The sequence below is a fragment of the Parvularcula sp. IMCC14364 genome, from assembly GCF_030758415.1.
Classification (GTDB): domain Bacteria; phylum Pseudomonadota; class Alphaproteobacteria; order Caulobacterales; family Parvularculaceae; genus Aquisalinus.
In genome coordinates this window covers 2,957,495-2,974,685 of the sequence record NZ_CP132334.1, presented here as the reverse complement: position 1 = coordinate 2,974,685, position 17,191 = coordinate 2,957,495, and the positions used below count along the sequence as shown (strand labels likewise).

Genomic DNA, 17,191 nt, shown 5'->3' with positions numbered 1-17,191 from the left:
CAGGTCTGACTGAACAGACGGGTCGAGTTTGGGCTATTGGACAGGAAGGTCGTTACCAAAAGCCCGGAGGGTACTTAAAAACTGGCAAACGCTAGCTGCTGACAGGTTGTCCCAGAACAAAAACGACGGCTGCGACGATTATCACAAGTGTTACGGCAAGGCCGATACCGATGATTTTGTCCCGGCCTGAACGTTGCTGCGTCTGCGCGCCTGTGCCGCCCATCTGATGAAACAGATTACCGCCTGAAAAACTGTTATGCGTCATGATATTCTCTCCCGGTGTGTGTCACTCTTTGAAGTGAACCTACACGCGCAAGGCCATGCCTGTGCATCCCTCAGATAAGGGGGGTGGGAAGGATTTGAGTTTTTATGACTGTGAACTGGCTCTAGCAGTCGCAAAAGCTGTCATTGAGATAACGGGCGGTTTTCTCATTCTGCGGTGCTTCAAGCATTGCCTGACGGCTGCCCTGTTCAATCATTTCACCGTCACACATGAAGACAATATGATCAGCAATACGCCGGGTCTGTGCGAGGTCATGCGTGACGAGAAGGATGGTATAGTCTTTCTTCAATTCAAGGAGGAGTTCTTCAATAGCGCGTCCAGAGACCGGATCTACTGACGCGGTGGGCTCATCAAGCAGCAGGATCTTCGGCTTGACGGCCAGAGTGCGGGCGATGCACAGACGCTGTTGCTGGCCACCGGAAAGTGACGTGGCACTTTCATCCAGCCTTTTGGAGACTTCTTTCCACAGAGATACAGCCCGCAGATTTTCCTCGACAATCATCAACCTGTCGGCCGTTGAACGCTTATTGCCGTCGCGCAGTCCGAACAGGACATTTTCCGCGATGGACTTGGGGAAGACGCATGGCTTCTGGAAGACCATGCCGATTTCGGTGCGCAGCGTTGTCAGGTCTTTGTAACTGGTGAAAATGTCACGACCGTCAAAGCGGATGCTCCCCTTATGGATGAACCCGGGCACCTCATCATTGATCCGGTTGATGGAGCGGATCAGGGTCGACTTGCCGCTGCCAGACGGGCCGACAATGCAGGTGATGCCTTTGGCTGGAAAGCTGGCGCTGACATTGTTGAGGATATGTGCATCACAGCACCAGACATTGAAATCTGTAACGTCAATAGCGACTTCCTGTGATAATGGCGCCTGACCATCAATGACCTTTAACTGGGGTTTAACTGTCATCGCCGCGATATCTCTTTCAGGTGCATACGGCTGAACAGAGCCGAGATACTGAATATGAACACCAGGGTCAGCAGCACCAGACTGGCACCCCAGGCATTCTGCAGGGCGTCAGGATTAGTGGCCTGCTGCGCCAGTGCCAGAATATGTGTTGGCAGGGTCACGACGGGGTCGTTGAGGGCACCCGGCAGATTGATTCCTGAAAAGGCAGTAGCGATAAACATAATCGGTGCAGTCTCGCCGATGGCGCGGGCAAGCGCAATCAACAATCCGGTGATGGCACCATGAATACCCTGAGGCAGCAATACGCGCCAGATCACCTGCCACCGTGTCAGGCCAAGGGCGTAGGCCGCTTCACGATAAGCTGACGGGATCGAATTGATCGACTGATACGTTGTCAGCACAATCGTTGGCAGCATCATGATGGCGAGAATAATGGAGCCCACAAACCAGGAAATGCCTGTGCCCAGTACATTGACGAAAAATATCAGTCCAAAGATACCAAATGTAACTGAGGGAATGCCGTTGAGGCTATAGATCAAAGTATTGGAAATGCGGAAAAGGGTGGGAGAGGAGATATATTCGCTCTTGAACAGGGCCGTGCCAATGGCGACCGGCAATACGAGTACGGAAGCCATGACGACCAGTAAAAGGCTGCCAATGATCTGATAGAGGATACCGCCGGAGGCACCGAAATTGCGAGCCGCTGACAGGAGGAACTGAATGTTCATGGCATTCATGCCATTCCAGACGATCACACCGATCAGGAAAGCCAGCACAAAGCCGCACAGTACGGTGGCACTGCGCGCACTGTTGATAAAAACGGCATTGACTACGGCTCTATTCGACAAGGCGCTTCTCCCGCCGGAAATAATATTGAGTGAAACTGGTCAGGCTCACTGTTATAGCGACCAGAATCAGGCTCATGAAAATCAGGGCACTGAAGTGTACCGAGCCGAAAGATGATTCGGCGATCTCCCGTCCGAGTTTCGAGGTGATGGATTGTCCTGCCTCCAGTACGTTGAAGAACGGATCAGGCACCCTGTCGATGCTGCCGATCACCAGCATAACGGCCATGGTCTCCCCCAGAGCGCGGCCAAGTGCCAGCAGGATGGCGCCGGTTATATCTGTTTTGGCGATGGGGAGCAGAACGTCGCGCACAACTTCATATTTGTAGAGGCCAAGGCCGCTGGCGCTTTCGCGATATTTCAGCGGTACATTATGCAGAGCGTCATCACATAAGGTGATGATGGTTGGCAGGATCATGACGGCCAGAAGTATGCCGGCAGTCAGGATGGTTCTGCCTGATTGCAGGTCAAACAGATTGCCGATCCAGATAGAAAAAAACGCAACACCAATCAGGCCGTAAATGATGGACGGGATACCGGCCAGAATTTCCAGCGCTGACTTCACGGGTGCGCGCCATGCCGGGTTCAGTAATTCGGATGTGAAGATGGCCGCGAGCAGTCCAAGTGGTGTTGCAATAGTCAGAGCAATGAGCGTTACTGCAGCGGATCCGAATATCATGGGCAAGACGCCGAATTCCCCCTTGGCTGGATGCCATTTATGAGTGAACAGGCTCAAGCCTTCACTGCTGATCGCGCCCCAGCTGCTCATAATAAGCACCAGAAAAACCAGCACAACCATGATTGCTGCGAATGCAGCACTGCCAGCAATATAAAGTCGTGGCAGATTCATGGGGTAACCTTGATATACCCTGCGTCTTCGACCAACTGCTGGCCTTCCGCACTCAATACATATTCAATGAATGCTTTTGAGGGCTCTGACAGATCAGAACGGCTGACCAGAAGCAGGTCACGGGCAATCGGATATTTACCGGCACGAATGCTTTCAAGGTCAGGCTCGATGCTGCTGCCATCGCTGAGCGTGATTGCGAGGCCTTTAACATCCCTATTCAGCCAGGCTTGAGACAACATGCCTATGGCGGCATTGCTTTGTGTCAGTGCGGTCTGTTCTTCATTGTTCGAGCCGAGTACGAGTTTCGCCCCGGGTGCCTCAGCATTCTTGTCGCCCATCACCGCTTCCATAAAGACCTGGCGGGTGCCGCGCGAGGCTTCCTTGTCAATGACCAGAATCTCCGTGTCCGGCCCGCCCACATCGCGCCAGTTGGTAATCTGCCCACGGTAGATTGCCGCGATCTGCTCGATGGTCAGCGCCGTAACGCCTGTTTCATAAATCTCGGATGACACAACCGGCACGACAGCATCACGTCCGATAACATACGTTGTGAAGTCAGCATCGGGAAACTTTGCCTGTTCAGTCTGTGATATATCACGGGAGATCATGCCAATGTCTGTCTGGCCTTCCCCCAACTGGGTGATACCAACGCCCGAGCCACCTGCATTGACGATGACGCGAACGCCAGGGGTTTGCAGGCTGTACTCTTCAGCCGCTCGCGAGATCACCGGCAGCACGGTCGAGGAGCCGGAAACGGTGACATTCTCACTGACAGAGCGTGAACAGCCAGCAAGCGCTGACAGCAAACCGCATAAGACCATAAGGCCGATCAGTCCAGGTCGGCGGTTAGGGATAAATTTTCGCATGAATTTCTTTGTTCCCGGAAAGCATTGAAACAGACAGTAGCAAAAGCATCTGCCGGATCAACGTGTTTCAGGAGTGAACTGCTACACGAAAAAGCAATGCGACAGATCGGGAACTATTGAACTGTTGCTGCCAAAATCCTTCAGGCCTCGGCTTCATCAAGTTTTACGTCGTATCCCCATAACCGCTTCACATAAGTCATGACGGCATCACGTGTTTTCTTGTCGAGCTTACGTCCATTGTAAGATGCATACTGAATATGCAAGGTGCGATCACCTGAAAGGTCCACACCGGTTACCTGTATATTCGGCTCGCGTGCGCCAAGGTCGTACATCCGCGAGAGTTGATCGCGGATTTGTCGGAACCCGCGTTCATCATGAATAGCATCCACATTATAATAGGATTTGGCGGCATCATCACCGAGTGCGAACATGTGGAAGTGGCGCATCACGGTCGGGGAAAGATATTGCAGGATAAAGCTCTCGTCCCGGAAGTTTGCCCAAGCATCCTTCAAGGCGCTTCGCCAGTCGCCGCTGCCTGCAATGGCGGGGAACCAGTCCTTGTCCTCTTCTTTGGGGTCGGTACAGATACGGACAATATCTTCCATCATCGCAAAGCCGAGCGCATACGGGTTAATGCCCGAATATCGCTGGTCATCAAAATCTGGCTGGAACACGACGGATGAATGAGAGTGCAGGAACTCCATGATTGCGCCATCTGTTATCTGGCCACGCCGATGCAGTTCGTTCATGATGTAATGATGCGTAAATGTGGCACAGCCTTCGTTCATGACTTGTGTCTGTTTTTGCGGATAGAAATATTGTGATATATTGCGCACGATACGGATAATCTCACGCTGCCAGGGCCGCAAGGCAGGGCTTGCTTTTTCTATGAAATAGAGCAGGTTCTCTTCTGGCAGCTTGATATTGCGAACTTCCGTCTGGCGTTCTTCTGACTCTGTTTCGCTTTCGCTTTGCTGCGGCAGGGTGCGCCAGATGTCATTAAAGGTTTCGCGCTCATGCTCTGCCCGGGCTTGAATTTTTTCAAGACGTTCCGACTCGGAGAGCTTTGGCGGACGGTTATAGCGGAACACTCCCTGATCCATAAGCGCATGAGCAGCATCAAGAATTTCCTCGACTTCATCAGTGCCAAACTCATCTTCACATTTTGCGATATATTTTTTGGCAAAGTCGAGATAGGTAAGGATGGATTCAGCGTCCGTCCATTGACGGAAAAGGTAATTGTTCTTGAAGAAGTGGTTATGCCCAAAACACGCATGTGCCATCACCAGCGTTTGCATTGTCATGGAATTTTCTTCCATGAGATAGGCAATGCACGGATCGGAATTGATGACGATTTCGTAGGCAAGGCCAGTAAAGCCCTTCTGATACATGTTTTGGTCGCGAGCAAAATGCTTGCCGAAGGACCAGTGGCGGTACATGAGCGGCATACCGTGGCTGGAATATGCATCCAGCATCTGCTCTGAGGTGATAATCTCTATCTGGTTGCGATAGACGTTCAATCCCAGATCATTCAGGGCGATATCTTCACAGGCTTCGAGCGCACGTTGGAGCAGGTCGAACGTCCAGTCAGAATCCTTGTAGAGAAGATTGTCCGAATTAGCTATCGCGCTCATAGATAGAAGCCTTAGGTTTGTGAGTTTTGAATCCAAAAATAAATCCACTCAAAGATATAAAACTGCCAACCGCTAAAGCTCTAAAATCAATAACAACATAATATGTATCATGAAGAGCATAATTAGCTAATTTTTCGAACGCCATAATTGATGAGGAATATGACAAGATGGGGATTGCTATCAACGTAAAGGTAGCAGACAAAAGTGTGCTGACTTGATAAAGACTAGGCTGCCCTTCGGAACTCTGAAATTTAGCAGTCGCGTAACCTACATTGATTGATAAAAACAGGCATGCGACAATTGGTAATGCATAAACAAGCAAATCCGTCACGCCGCTTTCTCCTTGCGATCCCTGGAAAATAATTCGCGGAAAACGGGATAAATATCCTGCGGTCGGGCGATGCGGGTTTGGGCAAAATTCCCCTGTTTTAATGAGCGATAAGCGCGCCAGAGTTCGGCGCCTGCATCAGGGTCAGAGAAAACACCCATTTCGCGTTCATCCAGAATTTCAATATAAGCGTAATACTGAATAACGGGCAAAAGTTCATCGGTCAGCAACTGGACACATCTCTGGGCATCGCCGCTTTGGGTGTATCCATCTGAGGCCTGCGCTACATAGATGTTCCATTGATCTGTGGGGTAGCGTTCGTCCTGAATGCGCTGCATCTCCTCAATCGCTGTAGAGACAATAGTGCCGCCGGATTGCCGGGAATAAAAAAAAGTTTCTTCGTCTACTTCTTCCGCATGGTGCGTGTGCCGAATAAACACAACATCTATTTTTTCGTAGCGGCGCTGCAAAAAAAGATAGAGCAACATGTAGAAGCGCTTGGCGAGGTCTTTTTCACGCTCGCCCATGGAACCCGACACGTCCATGAGGCAGAACATTACTGCGGCGGTCGTTGCAACAGGTTCCGGCGCGAAGGCGTTATAGCGTACATCAAGCGGGTCAATGTACGGGGCCCAGCGCCGGCGGGCTTCCATTTCTTCCAGTTTGGCAAGAATGGTTTTCTTCTCGGCAATCTCGTTTTCGGCGGGTTGTGAGATGCGTTCCAGCGCAAAAAGCCGCTCTTTCAGTTCGTTGATTTCCTTCGTAGACGGGCGGCCAAGAGCCAACCGACGCCCATGAGCATTGCGCATGGTCCTCAGGAGATTGAGATTGGTCGGTGAGCCGACTGATGTCATGCCGGCGCGCCGCATTGTGTAATTCTTGATTTCCTTAAGAGAAGTTTTAACCAGATTGGGGAGCTCCAGGTCTTCAAAGAAAATATCCAGAAATTCATCACGTGTGAGCGTGAACTGAAAACTGTCTTCTCCATCACCGGAATCCGAGGCATCTTTACCGCTGCCGCCTTTGCCACTAGGCGGTTTTTTCAGTCGGTCGCCTTTGGCAAACTCCTTGTTGCCAGGATGCACATGGCCGCGCGTGCCGGACGCCGGGTCAATTCTGAACCGTGGCTCAGCAGTAGATTTAGACGGAATGGAGATCTTGCCGGATTTTTCCAGATCCTTCACAGACCGTTCCCGCAGTGACTTGTTGACTGCGTCCTTGATCTGATGCTTTGCACGCTTCAAAAAACGTTGGCGATTGCCGAGGGATTTGCCCTTTGGGTTCAATCTTCTGTCGATAAAATGGGACATGCTCGGATTATGCCTCCACGGATTGTCTGGTCTGTAACCATTTTTGTGCAATGGCCATGCGCAGTTCTTCCTCAGCCACAGCTTTACTTGGTTTCAGCTGCCGTTGATAGAGCGCACTTGCCATATAGACGATCATGGCCTTGATGACGCTGGCGCAGTTACCGATGTCATCGAAATAGCCGGCACGAAAAGTGACTTCCTGTCGCTTGCCCACGCGCCAGATGCGCATGAGCTCATAGGCATCCTTGTTCTCGTGATCGGCAAGCGGGATGACAGCCATGTTTTCCTTCACAGCCTGACGGATTTCAGGTTTTTGCGCATGGCCAGCATCTGTTTTTACAGATTTTTCGTAAAAGGCTTCAATCTCCTCGGCTGTCCGGTTCTGGTCAAACAGCGTCTGGTAGATTGCCTCTGCAAAGGTTCTTTCTTCCAGACCTGAACGGGGGGCCATGACATTGGCTGTCACACGCATGGTGTTGCAGACCAGATCAGCCAGTTCCTGATCTCGCCACTTAGAGGGGATATTGAGGGTGATCCAGTGCGTTTTCGCATTGTTCCATATCCGGACAAGTTCAATGGCGTCAGGAGAAGCTGAAATCCGCTCTGGTATATCAAGGATACGGTTTTTTATGTCAGTCTCCTGACCAAAATAAAGGGCAGGTAAAGATTATCCTGCCTTGTTGACACGCATATACCACTCGACAAGACGGCGGACCTGGCGAGGAGTATAGCCGCGCTCGACCATGCGATCCACGAAATCATCATGTTTCTTTTCGGATTCCTTATCCTTTTTGGAATCAAAGGAAATTACAGGCAGCAGGTCTTCCACATGAGTGAACATGCGTTTCTCTATGACATTGCGCAGCTTCTCGTAGGAAGTCCATTTCGGATTGCGGCCTTCATTTGCAGCACGCGCACGCAAGGCAAATTTCACGACTTCATTACGGAAATCTTTCGGGTTTGCAATGCCTGCCGGCTTTTCAATCTTTGAAAGCTCTGCATCAAGCATGGCACGATCCATCATCTGGCCCGTGTCCGGGTCCTTGAAATCCTGATCTTCTATCCAGGCATCTGCATAGGCGATATACCGGTCAAAAAGATTCTGTCCGTATTCACCATAGCTTTCGAGATAGGCTTTCTGAATTTCTTTTCCGATAAATTCGGCATAGCGTGGAGAAAGCTCAGACTTGATAAAATCAAGATAGGTTTTCTCGTTCTCTTCCGGCATCTGCTCGCGCTTGATGGCGTTTTCCAGAACATACATCAGGTGTACCGGATCGGCCGACACTTCATCCGTATCAAAGTTGAATGTTTCTGACAGCACCTTGAAGGCAAAGCGCGTTGAGATACCGTCCATGCCTTCATCCTGCCCGGCGGCGTCACGATATTCCTGATGAGACTTGGCCTTTGGATCTGAGTCTTTCAGTTTCTCGCCATTATAGACGCGCATTTTGGAATAAGTATTGGAGTTTTCGTGCTCTTTCAGTCTCGTCAGCACAGAGAAACGGGCCAGCATGTCCAGTGTCTCTGGGGCGCATCTGGAATCGTTCAATTCAGAATGCGTGAGCAGTTTTTCATAGATCTGTTTTTCTTCACTGGGGCGCAGGCAGTAAGGCACTTTTATGACGCAGATGCGGTCCAGAAACGCTTCGTTGTTCCGGTTATTACGGAAAACCTGCCACTCACTTTCATTAGAGTGCGCAAGGATGACGCCCTGAAAAGGTATCGGGCCAAGGGCTTCCGTGCCCACATAGTTGCCTTCCTGTGTCGCGGTCAGCAGGGGATGCAATACCTTGATCGGCGCCTTGAACATCTCGACAAATTCCAGCAGGCCCTGATTGGCCATGCTGAGCCCCCCTGAATAGGAATAGGCGTCTGTGTCGTCCTGACTGAAATGTTCAAGCTTGCGAATATCGACTTTGCCAACCAGCGCCGAAATATCCTGATTGTTCTCATCGCCGGGCTCTGTTTTAGTGATGGCAATCTGCCGGAGTTTGGACGGGTACATCCGCACAACCTCAAATTTTGAAATATCACCGCCATATTCATCAAGCCGCTTCACGGCCCAGGGACTCATCAGACCAGTCAGGCGATGGCGTTCAATGCCATATTTTTCAGTCAGCAGGTCTTTCAGTTCGTCTGACTGGAACAACCCCAGCGGACTTTCAAAAACAGGTGAAATTTCATCGCCTGCTTTCAGAACATATATCGGGTGAATTTCCATCAGGTCTTTCAGGCGCTCAGCCAGGGATGACTTACCGCCACCAACTGGTCCCAGAAGGTAGAGTACCTGGCGCTTTTCCTCGAGGCCTTGTGCAGCGTGACGGAAGTAGCCCACGATCCGCTCAATCGTGTCTTCCATGCCGTAAAAACCCTCAAAGGCCTTGTACCGCTTGATCGTGCGATTAAAGAAAATGCGGGACAAGCGGGGATCTTTGGAGGTGTCCAGCATCTCCGGTTCACCAATGGCTTCGATCATGCGCTCAGCGGGGGAGGCGTAAAGCATCTTGTCATCGCGTGCCGCAAGCAGATAGTCCCTGAGCGACATCGCCTCGTGCTTTGTGCGTTGATAACTGTCTTCAAACAGATCGAAAATATCGAGACCTTCACTCATGATGCTACCTTCCGGTTTCCTGCTTGTTGAATATGAGGACGAATTGCGGAGCCATTAAGGTGGCTGCCGTAAAAACTATTGAAATGATCGAGAGATGAGAGAACGTGTGCTGTAAAGCGGCGCCGGAAATCTGCTCGCGCAAAAGCCGCCTCTAAACGGGCGGGATGTGCATAGCAGATAGTTTCATGACCGTGCATTTTTATAGCGTCTCGTTCTTTCCTTTCCGGTCTCTCCCCCGGCAGACTGTACAGAGGTTCAGTATACGTTTTTTTCTTTAACAGAATATGACTTGATTTGAGCATGATGGCGAGCCTTATCAAGCCGCTAGGGTATGAAATTTTTCAGACACTAGCGTTGTGATAAGATAACATTTTGATTGTGCAGGGAAATCTGCCAGTATGTTATTTTTGTCATGATTGCAAAAGGCTTGTCAAAATAGGCTTGGCACTGAGGGCCTGAGAGTGCCAGTGCAATAGTTGATGCTCGTTTGCAGGTCGCGCATCTGTGAAGGGTCGCGATTGTATAGAGGGTTGTTTTTGCCGCCGTAGACCAGATGTCTAGCCCGTCAGAACAACGCGGCTAATCCGCGAGGAGAAACAGATGACAGAATTTACCATACACACGCCAGAAACAGCCAGTGCAGAAGCGGCAGCTGCCCTCGAAGATTCACAAAAGAATTTTGGTATGATCCCGAACCTACACGCCGTTATGGCAGAAGCACCCAAAGTCCTGGATGCTTATAAGTATCTCAGCAAGGTTTTTACCGAAACCACACTAACGCCAGTTCAGCAGAATGTGATCTGGCTTGAAATCAATGTACTGAATGAGTGTCATTATTGTGTGCCCGCCCACACAGCGATTGCTTATGGCGCTAAAGTACCTGAGGATGTTGTTGAATCCCTGCGCAATAAAACGCCAATTGCGGACGGGAAACTGGAAGCGCTGCGTCAGTTTACCCGCAAGGTTGTAGAACAGCGAGGACATGTTGCAGACGCTGACATTCAGTCATTCCTGTCAGCGGGTTATACGAAGGCAAATGTTCTTGAAGTTGTTCTGGGTGCGGCGCATAAAACGCTCAGCAATTATGTGAATCACATTGTCGATACGCCCGTAGATGCGGCATTCCAGAAATTTGGCTGGAAATCGGAGGGCTGATCAGAAGAGGGAAGGGCGAGCATCTTCTCGCCCTTTTTCCAGAACATAAATCCTGTCCTGGCGCGTACCTGTTTTGAGAAATTGCGCCGGGTCACCGTTTGTCAACAAGCCGCGAAAAACCCGCCCGGTGCCGCCATGACCGACAATCAGGGAAGGGCCTTTGAGACTCTGGGCAAATGCCCGCAGGCGTGGCTCCGCTTCACCATAGCTTTCACCGCCCGGCACAGGGGCTAGCCAGGGCGAGGCTTTTCGGGCTGCCCATTCCGCCGGATATAGTTGTTCAATTTCGCGGATTGTTCTGCCGTTCCAGTCGCCCAGGTCAAGTTCGATTAGCCTTTCGTCCCGGACAATATCCGCCCCAGATACATCTGTCTGTTCCAGCAACAGTTCCAGTGTTTCGACAGCGCGGTTGAGAGGGCTGACATAAAATGACATTTCATCCCAGTTAATACCCATACGCGCCATCGCCCGGCCATAGGCGCGGGCCTGTTTGCGGCCATGCTCATTCAACGGAATATCCGCATGGCCCTGGAGGCGGTCTTCCTTGTTCCAGTCGGTCTGGCCATGTCGGCAATAATATACCGTAAACGGATGGTTTATTGGTTCAATCATCAAATTGGATCAGCGTGCCAGTGCTGCGCGCAACATGCGTGCTGTTTCGCTGGCACCAAAAATCTTGATAAATGGACCCATGCGTGGCCCCTCTGACTGGCCGAAGGCCACCTCATAAAGTCCGGTGAACCATTGGCGGATGTTTTCATAATTCTGCGCTTTGCCAGCGTCAAAAACAGCCGTTTGGTACAGGTCTTCGTCAGCGCCCTCCGGTGCTTTTTCAAGTGCCTCCGCCAGCATCTCCAGGGCCGCGCGCTCCTGATCTGTCGGGGAGCGGAATTTCTTCTTCGGTTTGACGAAGTCCTCGAAGTAATTGACGGCGTATCCCAGCAACGGTTCCAGAGCGGCCATTTCTTCCGGTGATGCGTTGGGCCGGTATTTTTCGACGAAACCACGCAGAATTTCCGGATCTGAAGTGCCCGATGCGTTGACGATATTCAGCAGCAGCGAAAAGCTGACCGGCGGCAGTATCTGAGGCGGGTTGCCGCCATGCAGGTGCCAGACGGGGTTATCAACGGCCTTGGCCGGCTCATCGGGATTATACCGCTCAAGGAAGGACCAGTACTCGTCGACCGTTTTCGGGATAATATCGAAATAGAGTTTTTTTGCTTTTTTAGGGGCCTGAAACATGTACAGCGACAGGCTGTCCGGGGAGGCATAATGCAACCATTCTTCAATGGTCAGGCCATTGCCTTTTGATTTGGAGATTTTCTGCCCGTTTTCATCGAGGAAAAGCTGATAATTGAAGCCGGCCGGAGGGCGCCCGCCCAGCGCTTTCACAATACGCCCTGAAAGTTTCACCGATTCCGTCAGGTCTTCGCCTGCCATTTCATAGTCAACGCCAAGGGCGAACCAGCGCCCTGCCCAGTCTGCTTTCCATTGCAGCTTGACGGCACCGCCAGTAACTTTCGTTTCTACTTTTTCACCGTTTTCGTCTTCAAAGACGACGGTCCCGGCACTGACATTGCGCTCGAGCATCGGCACATACAGGACTTTGCCTGTGGTGGGGGAAATTGGCAGGAAAGGGGAGTAAGTCTGGCGGCGTTCTTCGCCAATGGTTGGCAGGATGATGTCCATGACATCATCGTATTTCTCCAGCATACGGAGAAGCATGTCATCGAACTGCCCGGATGAGTATGCGTCGGTTGCAGAGATGAATTCGTAATCGAATCCGAACTGGTCGAGGAACGCCCGTAGCTTCTGGTTGTTCGTTTCGGCAAAGCTGTAATTGCTGCCGAACGGGTCCGGCACCCGGGTTAGGGGCATCTGGAGATACTGTTCCAGTTTCTCCCGGTTGGGGACATTGTCCGGTACTTTGCGCAGGCCGTCCATGTCATCTGAAAAACTGATCAGGCGTGTTGGCCTGCCTGTGAGTGTCTCGAAGGCCCGGCGGACCATGGTTGTGCGGGCGACTTCGCCAAAAGTGCCGATATGGGGCAGCCCGGACGGACCATACCCGGTTTCGAAAACAATCGGTTTGTCTTCCGCCGTGCCTTGCAGACGTTTGGCGAGCGCGCGGGCCTCCTGAAATGGCCAGGCCTTGGCGTTCTCTATATGCTCTTTTGTCCAGTTGGTCTCGGTCATGTCCGGCTTTCGGGTTGGGGAAAACAGAAGCGGAAAGTAGTGAGCGTGTTCGCACTGGTCAACTCTTGCCCGCAAGGCAAAAGCCGCCTAGCTTCCGCGCCATGAGAGCAAGGAGATTTTGATGGCTGACGCAGTGGCACGGCTGACCCCGCAGGAAGCAATAATATATCTGATGGTGATGATTTCAGCTTCGGACGGGATGATCCGCGAGTCCGAGTTGCGCACCATTGGCCGGGTGGTGCGGTCTTTTCCGCTCTTTTCCGGGCAGGATGAAGCGCAGCTTGTGGAGACATCTGAGGCCTGTGGGAAATTGATGTCATCTGACGGTGGCTTGCACAAGGTTCTGGCGGCGGCAGAAGCGGCGTTACCAGCGCATCTTGCGGAGACAGCCTACGCCGCTGCCGTGGATGTGGTGACGGCCGACGAGGAACTGGACCCGACTGAAATCCGGGTGCTGGAGCTGATCCGTAATGCGCTGAAGGTTTCTGACGAAGGTGCGCAGGCCATCGAGCATGCAGCGCGGGCGCGGCACATGACTTTGGATGAGCCTTCCTGAGCAGGTGGTTGCCCGGTGGAAGATCAGTTTGTCTATCGTCTAGCGACACAAGCCCAATGGCGACAATCCCGGGAAACAGGCGAGATTGTAAAGACCGCACTGGATAAGCGTGATGGTTTTATTCATCTGTCTACGGCTGGCCAACTGGTGTTGACAGCCAATATGCATTTTATCTCCGAGGAGGTCTTGCAAGTTTTGCTGTTTGAACGTGACCGCATTGCCCGGGGGCTTAAATGGGAAAATGTGCCCGGTCGCTGGGACCAGATGCCGCATTATTATGGTGATTTATATATGAAAGACGTGTGCAAATCACTCACAATGGACCGCAATCCGGGCGGCAGCTTCGGGATTCCGACAAAAGGCGTGATATGACCATCCCTATACCCCTTGCCACGCTTGGCAGCCGTTTCCTGACTTTACTTGATGCCGAGAAGGCGCATCAAGCCACGATTCATCTCCTGAAGAAAGGTGCTCGACCGCATGTTCGAGTAAAGGATGACAAGCGCCTGCACATTAATGTTGCCGGTCTGGAATTTGCTAATCCGCTCGGGCTCGCTGCTGGTTTCGACAAGAATGCAGAAGTGCCGGACGCCATGTTGACGCTCGGGTTCGGCTTTGTTGAAGTTGGTGCAGTAACGCCCAGGCAGCAGACTGGAAATGACAAGCCCCGCGTGTTCCGCCTGCGTCATAACCGTGCTGTGATCAATCGATATGGCTTTAACAATGATGGTCTTGAAGCGATCGGCAAGCGCCTGGAAAAGCGGGCTTCCAAACCGGGTATAGTTGGCATCAATCTCGGCGCGAATAAGGACAGCGAAGATCGAACCGAGGATTATGTTACCAGTCTGAAAAGGCTGGAGCCACACGTGTCATTTTGCACAGTGAACATATCCTCCCCGAATACGCCAGGGTTGCGTGCATTGCAGGATCGTACAGCGCTGGACGATCTTCTCTCCCGCGTAGCGGCAGCTAGAGTAACTGAGAAACCTCTGTTTCTCAAGGTTGCACCTGATCTGACCGATGAAGACAAGGCAGATATTGTTGCCAGCGCAAAGCAGCACGGAATTTCCGGGCTAATCGTATCCAACACCACCATTACCCGCGCTGGCGTCGAGGCACATCCGGATGCTGGTGAAGCTGGCGGCTTATCCGGCGCGCCATTATTCCGTCTGTCAACGGAAGTATTGCGAGATTTTGCACGTGAGTTGTCTGGTGATTTGCCGCTGATTGGCGTCGGCGGCATTTTTTCTGCGCGTGACGCTTACAAGAAAATCCTCTCCGGCGCATCGCTGGTTCAACTTTATACAGCCCTGATTTATCAAGGACCTGGCTTGCCGTCGGAAATCATCCGCAAGCTACCAGAATTTCTGGAGGCGGATGGCTTTTCGTCTGTCGGGGAAGCTGTTGGTGCGGATGTGAAATAAGGCGCGTAAGGCGTCTTCAAAATTCGCGTCCCAGAAACAGTTTTGCCATTGTGTCATCGGCACCATCCGTAAGGTCGACGCGTACGGCAGTTTGCAGATACACGCCATTTTTCCAGGAGACCTTGGCGACGGGCCCGATCTGATGTGCCTGATCGTCGAAATCAGGAATATCACGGCTGTTGCCGAATTCGCTGAAAAGCTCGACGCCCAACCGCCATTTCTCACTGCCAAGCGCCACAACATCCAATGCGCGGGAGAGTTGACCACGTGCTTCCAGGGAAACACCCCCTTCGCTGCCATCGCCGGTTTCAACTTCGCCAATAATGTTGGCGCGCCACTCCCAGACACCGGCAAACTTGTCCGTAATGGTCAATCTGACTTCCGCTTCATCCGGGCCGCCATCGTCGGCAAAGCCGTAAGCGAAGCGAAGACCTCCATTGAAGCTGGAGTTATCGTCTGCCTCTTCACGCCACTGGAGCCAGTTTTCAAATGTGATTCCTGTGTAGTCCCAGTCCTCGCCGTCCGGCTGAGAGAAGGAGACGATTATTCTCAACTGATACCAGTCGTTGAAGGAATAATCGTAATGGATGCGGCTTGCTGCATCGCCATCGTCGTTGATGCCAAGACGTGCTTCGAAGGCCTGTTCTCCATCCGTGACACCAGCTGAGCCAACATTACCAGTTAGTGATTGGGCGTGCGCCGGAAGACCGGCGAAACTGATGAAAAGTGTCGCGGCCAATGCCAGGCGGGTGAAAAACAAGGTCATTGAATTTTCCTTTTCCTCTTTATAATCGTCTCTACGAAGTCTGACCGACCATCTCTCTGCGCATTTATCTGATTTGTTGCTTTGAAAAAGCAACAACCCGGTAGGGCGGCCGGATCAATAACCTATCCTTCCGTGTTGCTGTTCTGCTTGAAGCTGCCAGGGGCTATGATTTCATTTCGACTTCGCAATGAATCATCCCAAGAAGGCGGTCCTTCGTAATCGGAATCTGACATGCAATCGACGGATGTTCTTCTTCCCTGGCGTGAAATACTTGTGGACACTGTCCGGGCGGACATGCCTGACCTGTCGCAGCGGCAATGGGCTATTCTGTTGACCGTTTATCTGACGCCTGGGCCTCACACAGTGCGAAAGATGTCAGCGGATTTCAAGATTCCCAAGCCCGCCATTTCCCGCGCTCTTGATGCACTTTCTATTCTTGGCCTCATTCGGCGTGTCAGAGATCAGCGGGACAAGCGCATAGTGCTGGTGCAGAAAACACCGGATGGCGCCATCTTTGTGGATGACTTTGCCCGCATGGTGGAAGATCGCAGCCGCATGAATGATTATGGCGGTTTTTGAGGTCGGGCTCTTTCTTTTAAGTCACAGGCATGGCTAACCTTTTCAAATGAAGACAGGTGGACCGCACTGGCAGGTATCTGCCGCCTCAACGCCATTACGCCGCGCGCCGCGTAATGATGCGCCCCTGGAAACTGAATTACTTCATGGGGAGAGTTTCCAGGTCAAAGAGGAGCAGGGGCGCTGGGTCCGTGGTGTCTGCCTGCACGATGACTATCCGGGTTGGGCTGAGAAGTCGGCCTTCAGCAGTGATGCTTTTGAGCCGACACATCTGGTGCGGGTGCTGCGCACTTACCGATATTCTGAACCAGACCTGAAGTCAGTGCCGCTCAATCTCATCTCCATGAATGCACGTGTCCATCTGGAGCAGAATGTGTCAGGCCGTTTCAGGCAGGATGCCCGTGGGGGGTGGCTGGTGGCAGATCACGTTGGCCCTGTGGGAGAGAAACAGCCCGATTTTGTTGCTGTTGCCGAGCATTTTCTTGGCGCGCCTTATTATTGGGGTGGGCGGACCAGTCTTGGACTTGATTGTTCTGCGCTGGTCCAGAATGCGTTATTTCAGGCGGGCCTCAAGGTGCCGAGAGATTCCGGTCCGCAACAGCAGCATTTTCTGCAGCAAAATCCACGTGTTCTGTTTGAGGCAGGCAAGACGGATCGAGGCTGGCATACCATCTCATTCGCGCGCGGTGACCTGGTTTTTTGGCGCGGTCACGTGGCCATCATGGTGGACAGCACCCAACTCGTTCATGCGAACGCGACTCATATGGCCGTAACGATAAATCCTCTCAAGGATTTCGCGGAGAAAATTTTTGCAAGCGATGGCGACGTCAGCGCTATCATTAGGCCTCAAATAGATAACTGAGCGTTGGCCA

20 protein-coding genes are annotated in these 17,191 nt (G+C 52.0%); 6 read left to right on the top strand and 14 right to left on the bottom strand.

The window, feature by feature from the left end; genetic code table 11:
• Positions 1–91: 91 nt before the first annotated feature.
• The 11 genes from RAL90_RS13910 to RAL90_RS13860 form a co-directional block, all read right to left on the bottom strand.
• The gene (locus RAL90_RS13910; RefSeq protein WP_306251657.1) at positions 92–265 is read right to left on the bottom strand and encodes a hypothetical protein; all 174 of its coding nucleotides are present in this window, start codon (positions 263–265) and stop codon (positions 92–94) included.
• A 121-nt stretch (positions 266–386) separates the two neighbouring features.
• Positions 387–1,199, bottom strand: a complete 813-nt coding sequence (locus tag RAL90_RS13905; RefSeq protein WP_306251655.1) for a phosphate ABC transporter ATP-binding protein — start codon at positions 1,197–1,199, stop codon at positions 387–389.
• Complete coding sequence (gene pstA / locus RAL90_RS13900) at positions 1,196–2,047, bottom strand: phosphate ABC transporter permease PstA (protein ID WP_306251653.1); 852 nt, start codon at positions 2,045–2,047, stop codon at positions 1,196–1,198. The genes RAL90_RS13905 and pstA overlap by 4 nt, the downstream gene beginning before the upstream one ends.
• Positions 2,037–2,894 (bottom strand): phosphate ABC transporter permease subunit PstC, encoded by an 858-nt coding sequence (gene pstC / locus RAL90_RS13895; protein ID WP_306251651.1) that lies wholly within the window; start codon positions 2,892–2,894, stop codon positions 2,037–2,039. Before pstC ends, pstA begins: the two co-directional genes overlap by 11 nt.
• Positions 2,891–3,760 carry a PstS family phosphate ABC transporter substrate-binding protein gene (locus RAL90_RS13890; protein ID WP_306251649.1) on the bottom strand — a complete coding sequence of 290 codons (870 nt, stop codon included), beginning with the start codon at positions 3,758–3,760 and terminating at the stop codon, positions 2,891–2,893. Before RAL90_RS13890 ends, pstC begins: the two co-directional genes overlap by 4 nt.
• A gap of 140 nt (positions 3,761–3,900) precedes the next feature.
• On the bottom strand, positions 3,901–5,394 hold the full coding sequence (locus RAL90_RS13885; RefSeq protein WP_306251647.1) for a SpoVR family protein: 1,494 nt from the start codon (positions 5,392–5,394) through the stop codon (positions 3,901–3,903).
• Positions 5,378–5,725 carry a hypothetical protein gene (locus tag RAL90_RS13880; protein WP_306251646.1) on the bottom strand — a complete coding sequence of 116 codons (348 nt, stop codon included), beginning with the start codon at positions 5,723–5,725 and terminating at the stop codon, positions 5,378–5,380. The genes RAL90_RS13885 and RAL90_RS13880 overlap by 17 nt, the downstream gene beginning before the upstream one ends.
• Positions 5,722–7,032, bottom strand: a complete 1,311-nt coding sequence (locus tag RAL90_RS13875) for a YeaH/YhbH family protein (RefSeq protein WP_306251644.1) — start codon at positions 7,030–7,032, stop codon at positions 5,722–5,724. Before RAL90_RS13875 ends, RAL90_RS13880 begins: the two co-directional genes overlap by 4 nt.
• Positions 7,033–7,039: 7 nt before the next feature.
• Positions 7,040–7,504 (bottom strand): hypothetical protein, encoded by a 465-nt coding sequence (locus RAL90_RS13870; protein ID WP_306251642.1) that lies wholly within the window; start codon positions 7,502–7,504, stop codon positions 7,040–7,042.
• 195 nt (positions 7,505–7,699) lie between these two features.
• A complete protein-coding gene (locus RAL90_RS13865) occupies positions 7,700–9,646 on the bottom strand; it encodes a PrkA family serine protein kinase (protein WP_306251640.1) in 1,947 nt (648 codons plus the stop codon).
• The gene (locus tag RAL90_RS13860) at positions 9,643–9,948 is read right to left on the bottom strand and encodes a hypothetical protein (protein ID WP_306251638.1); all 306 of its coding nucleotides are present in this window, start codon (positions 9,946–9,948) and stop codon (positions 9,643–9,645) included. Before RAL90_RS13860 ends, RAL90_RS13865 begins: the two co-directional genes overlap by 4 nt.
• Before the next feature lie 298 nt (positions 9,949–10,246).
• Between RAL90_RS13860 and RAL90_RS13855 the strand changes: the two genes are divergently transcribed.
• Positions 10,247–10,801: a carboxymuconolactone decarboxylase family protein gene (locus tag RAL90_RS13855; protein WP_306251636.1), complete on the top strand. Its 555-nt coding sequence runs from the start codon at positions 10,247–10,249 to the stop codon at positions 10,799–10,801.
• Here the strand turns inward: RAL90_RS13855 and RAL90_RS13850 are convergent, their stop codons facing one another.
• On the bottom strand, positions 10,802–11,413 hold the full coding sequence (locus RAL90_RS13850) for a histidine phosphatase family protein (RefSeq protein ID WP_306251634.1): 612 nt from the start codon (positions 11,411–11,413) through the stop codon (positions 10,802–10,804).
• Positions 11,414–11,422: 9 nt separating this feature from the next.
• Positions 11,423–12,997, bottom strand: coding sequence for a lysine--tRNA ligase (locus RAL90_RS13845; protein ID WP_306251633.1), 1,575 nt, complete (start codon positions 12,995–12,997; stop codon positions 11,423–11,425).
• A gap of 121 nt (positions 12,998–13,118) precedes the next feature.
• On the opposite strand from RAL90_RS13845, the gene RAL90_RS13840 reads away from it, so the two are divergent.
• From RAL90_RS13840 to RAL90_RS13830, 3 genes are read left to right on the top strand one after another with little or no spacing between them, the layout of a single operon-like run.
• Entirely contained in the window at positions 13,119–13,553 is a 435-nt protein-coding gene (locus RAL90_RS13840) for a tellurite resistance TerB family protein (RefSeq protein ID WP_306251631.1), read from the top strand.
• A gap of 15 nt (positions 13,554–13,568) precedes the next feature.
• Positions 13,569–13,925, top strand: coding sequence for a DUF952 domain-containing protein (locus tag RAL90_RS13835; protein ID WP_306251628.1), 357 nt, complete (start codon positions 13,569–13,571; stop codon positions 13,923–13,925).
• Positions 13,922–14,977 (top strand): quinone-dependent dihydroorotate dehydrogenase, encoded by a 1,056-nt coding sequence (locus RAL90_RS13830; RefSeq protein WP_306251626.1) that lies wholly within the window; start codon positions 13,922–13,924, stop codon positions 14,975–14,977. Before RAL90_RS13835 ends, RAL90_RS13830 begins: the two co-directional genes overlap by 4 nt.
• Before the next feature lie 16 nt (positions 14,978–14,993).
• On the opposite strand, the gene RAL90_RS13825 is transcribed toward RAL90_RS13830, so the two are convergent.
• Positions 14,994–15,743 carry a hypothetical protein gene (locus tag RAL90_RS13825; protein WP_306251624.1) on the bottom strand — a complete coding sequence of 250 codons (750 nt, stop codon included), beginning with the start codon at positions 15,741–15,743 and terminating at the stop codon, positions 14,994–14,996.
• A 231-nt stretch (positions 15,744–15,974) separates the two neighbouring features.
• On the opposite strand from RAL90_RS13825, the gene RAL90_RS13820 reads away from it, so the two are divergent.
• Together RAL90_RS13820 and RAL90_RS13815 are read left to right on the top strand one after the other, a co-directional pair.
• Positions 15,975–16,322, top strand: coding sequence for a MarR family transcriptional regulator (locus RAL90_RS13820; protein ID WP_306251622.1), 348 nt, complete (start codon positions 15,975–15,977; stop codon positions 16,320–16,322).
• A gap of 46 nt (positions 16,323–16,368) precedes the next feature.
• Positions 16,369–17,181: an NlpC/P60 family protein gene (locus RAL90_RS13815; RefSeq protein ID WP_306251620.1), complete on the top strand. Its 813-nt coding sequence runs from the start codon at positions 16,369–16,371 to the stop codon at positions 17,179–17,181.
• Positions 17,182–17,191: the final 10 nt, after the last annotated feature.

Excerpts from the sequence above, each read along its gene's own strand:
- RAL90_RS13825 (WP_306251624.1), bottom strand. The coding sequence starts at position 15,743 with ATGACCTTGTTTTTCACCCGCCTGGCATTGGCCGCGACACTTTTCATC.
- RAL90_RS13890 (WP_306251649.1), bottom strand. The coding sequence starts at position 3,760 with ATGCGAAAATTTATCCCTAACCGCCGACCTGGACTGATCGGCCTTATG.
- RAL90_RS13850 (WP_306251634.1), bottom strand. The coding sequence starts at position 11,413 with ATGATTGAACCAATAAACCATCCGTTTACGGTATATTATTGCCGACAT.
- RAL90_RS13820 (WP_306251622.1), top strand. The coding sequence starts at position 15,975 with ATGCAATCGACGGATGTTCTTCTTCCCTGGCGTGAAATACTTGTGGAC.
- RAL90_RS13905 (WP_306251655.1), bottom strand. The coding sequence starts at position 1,199 with ATGACAGTTAAACCCCAGTTAAAGGTCATTGATGGTCAGGCGCCATTA.
- RAL90_RS13860 (WP_306251638.1), bottom strand. The coding sequence starts at position 9,948 with ATGCTCAAATCAAGTCATATTCTGTTAAAGAAAAAAACGTATACTGAA.
- RAL90_RS13855 (WP_306251636.1), top strand. The coding sequence starts at position 10,247 with ATGACAGAATTTACCATACACACGCCAGAAACAGCCAGTGCAGAAGCG.
- RAL90_RS13830 (WP_306251626.1), top strand. The coding sequence starts at position 13,922 with ATGACCATCCCTATACCCCTTGCCACGCTTGGCAGCCGTTTCCTGACT.
- RAL90_RS13910 (WP_306251657.1), bottom strand. The coding sequence starts at position 265 with ATGACGCATAACAGTTTTTCAGGCGGTAATCTGTTTCATCAGATGGGC.
- RAL90_RS13875 (WP_306251644.1), bottom strand. The coding sequence starts at position 7,032 with ATGTCCCATTTTATCGACAGAAGATTGAACCCAAAGGGCAAATCCCTC.
- RAL90_RS13870 (WP_306251642.1), bottom strand. The coding sequence starts at position 7,504 with ATGCGTGTGACAGCCAATGTCATGGCCCCCCGTTCAGGTCTGGAAGAA.
- pstC (WP_306251651.1), bottom strand. The coding sequence starts at position 2,894 with ATGAATCTGCCACGACTTTATATTGCTGGCAGTGCTGCATTCGCAGCA.
- RAL90_RS13845 (WP_306251633.1), bottom strand. The coding sequence starts at position 12,997 with ATGACCGAGACCAACTGGACAAAAGAGCATATAGAGAACGCCAAGGCC.
- RAL90_RS13840 (WP_306251631.1), top strand. The coding sequence starts at position 13,119 with ATGGCTGACGCAGTGGCACGGCTGACCCCGCAGGAAGCAATAATATAT.
- RAL90_RS13885 (WP_306251647.1), bottom strand. The coding sequence starts at position 5,394 with ATGAGCGCGATAGCTAATTCGGACAATCTTCTCTACAAGGATTCTGAC.
- RAL90_RS13865 (WP_306251640.1), bottom strand. The coding sequence starts at position 9,646 with ATGAGTGAAGGTCTCGATATTTTCGATCTGTTTGAAGACAGTTATCAA.
- RAL90_RS13815 (WP_306251620.1), top strand. The coding sequence starts at position 16,369 with ATGAAGACAGGTGGACCGCACTGGCAGGTATCTGCCGCCTCAACGCCA.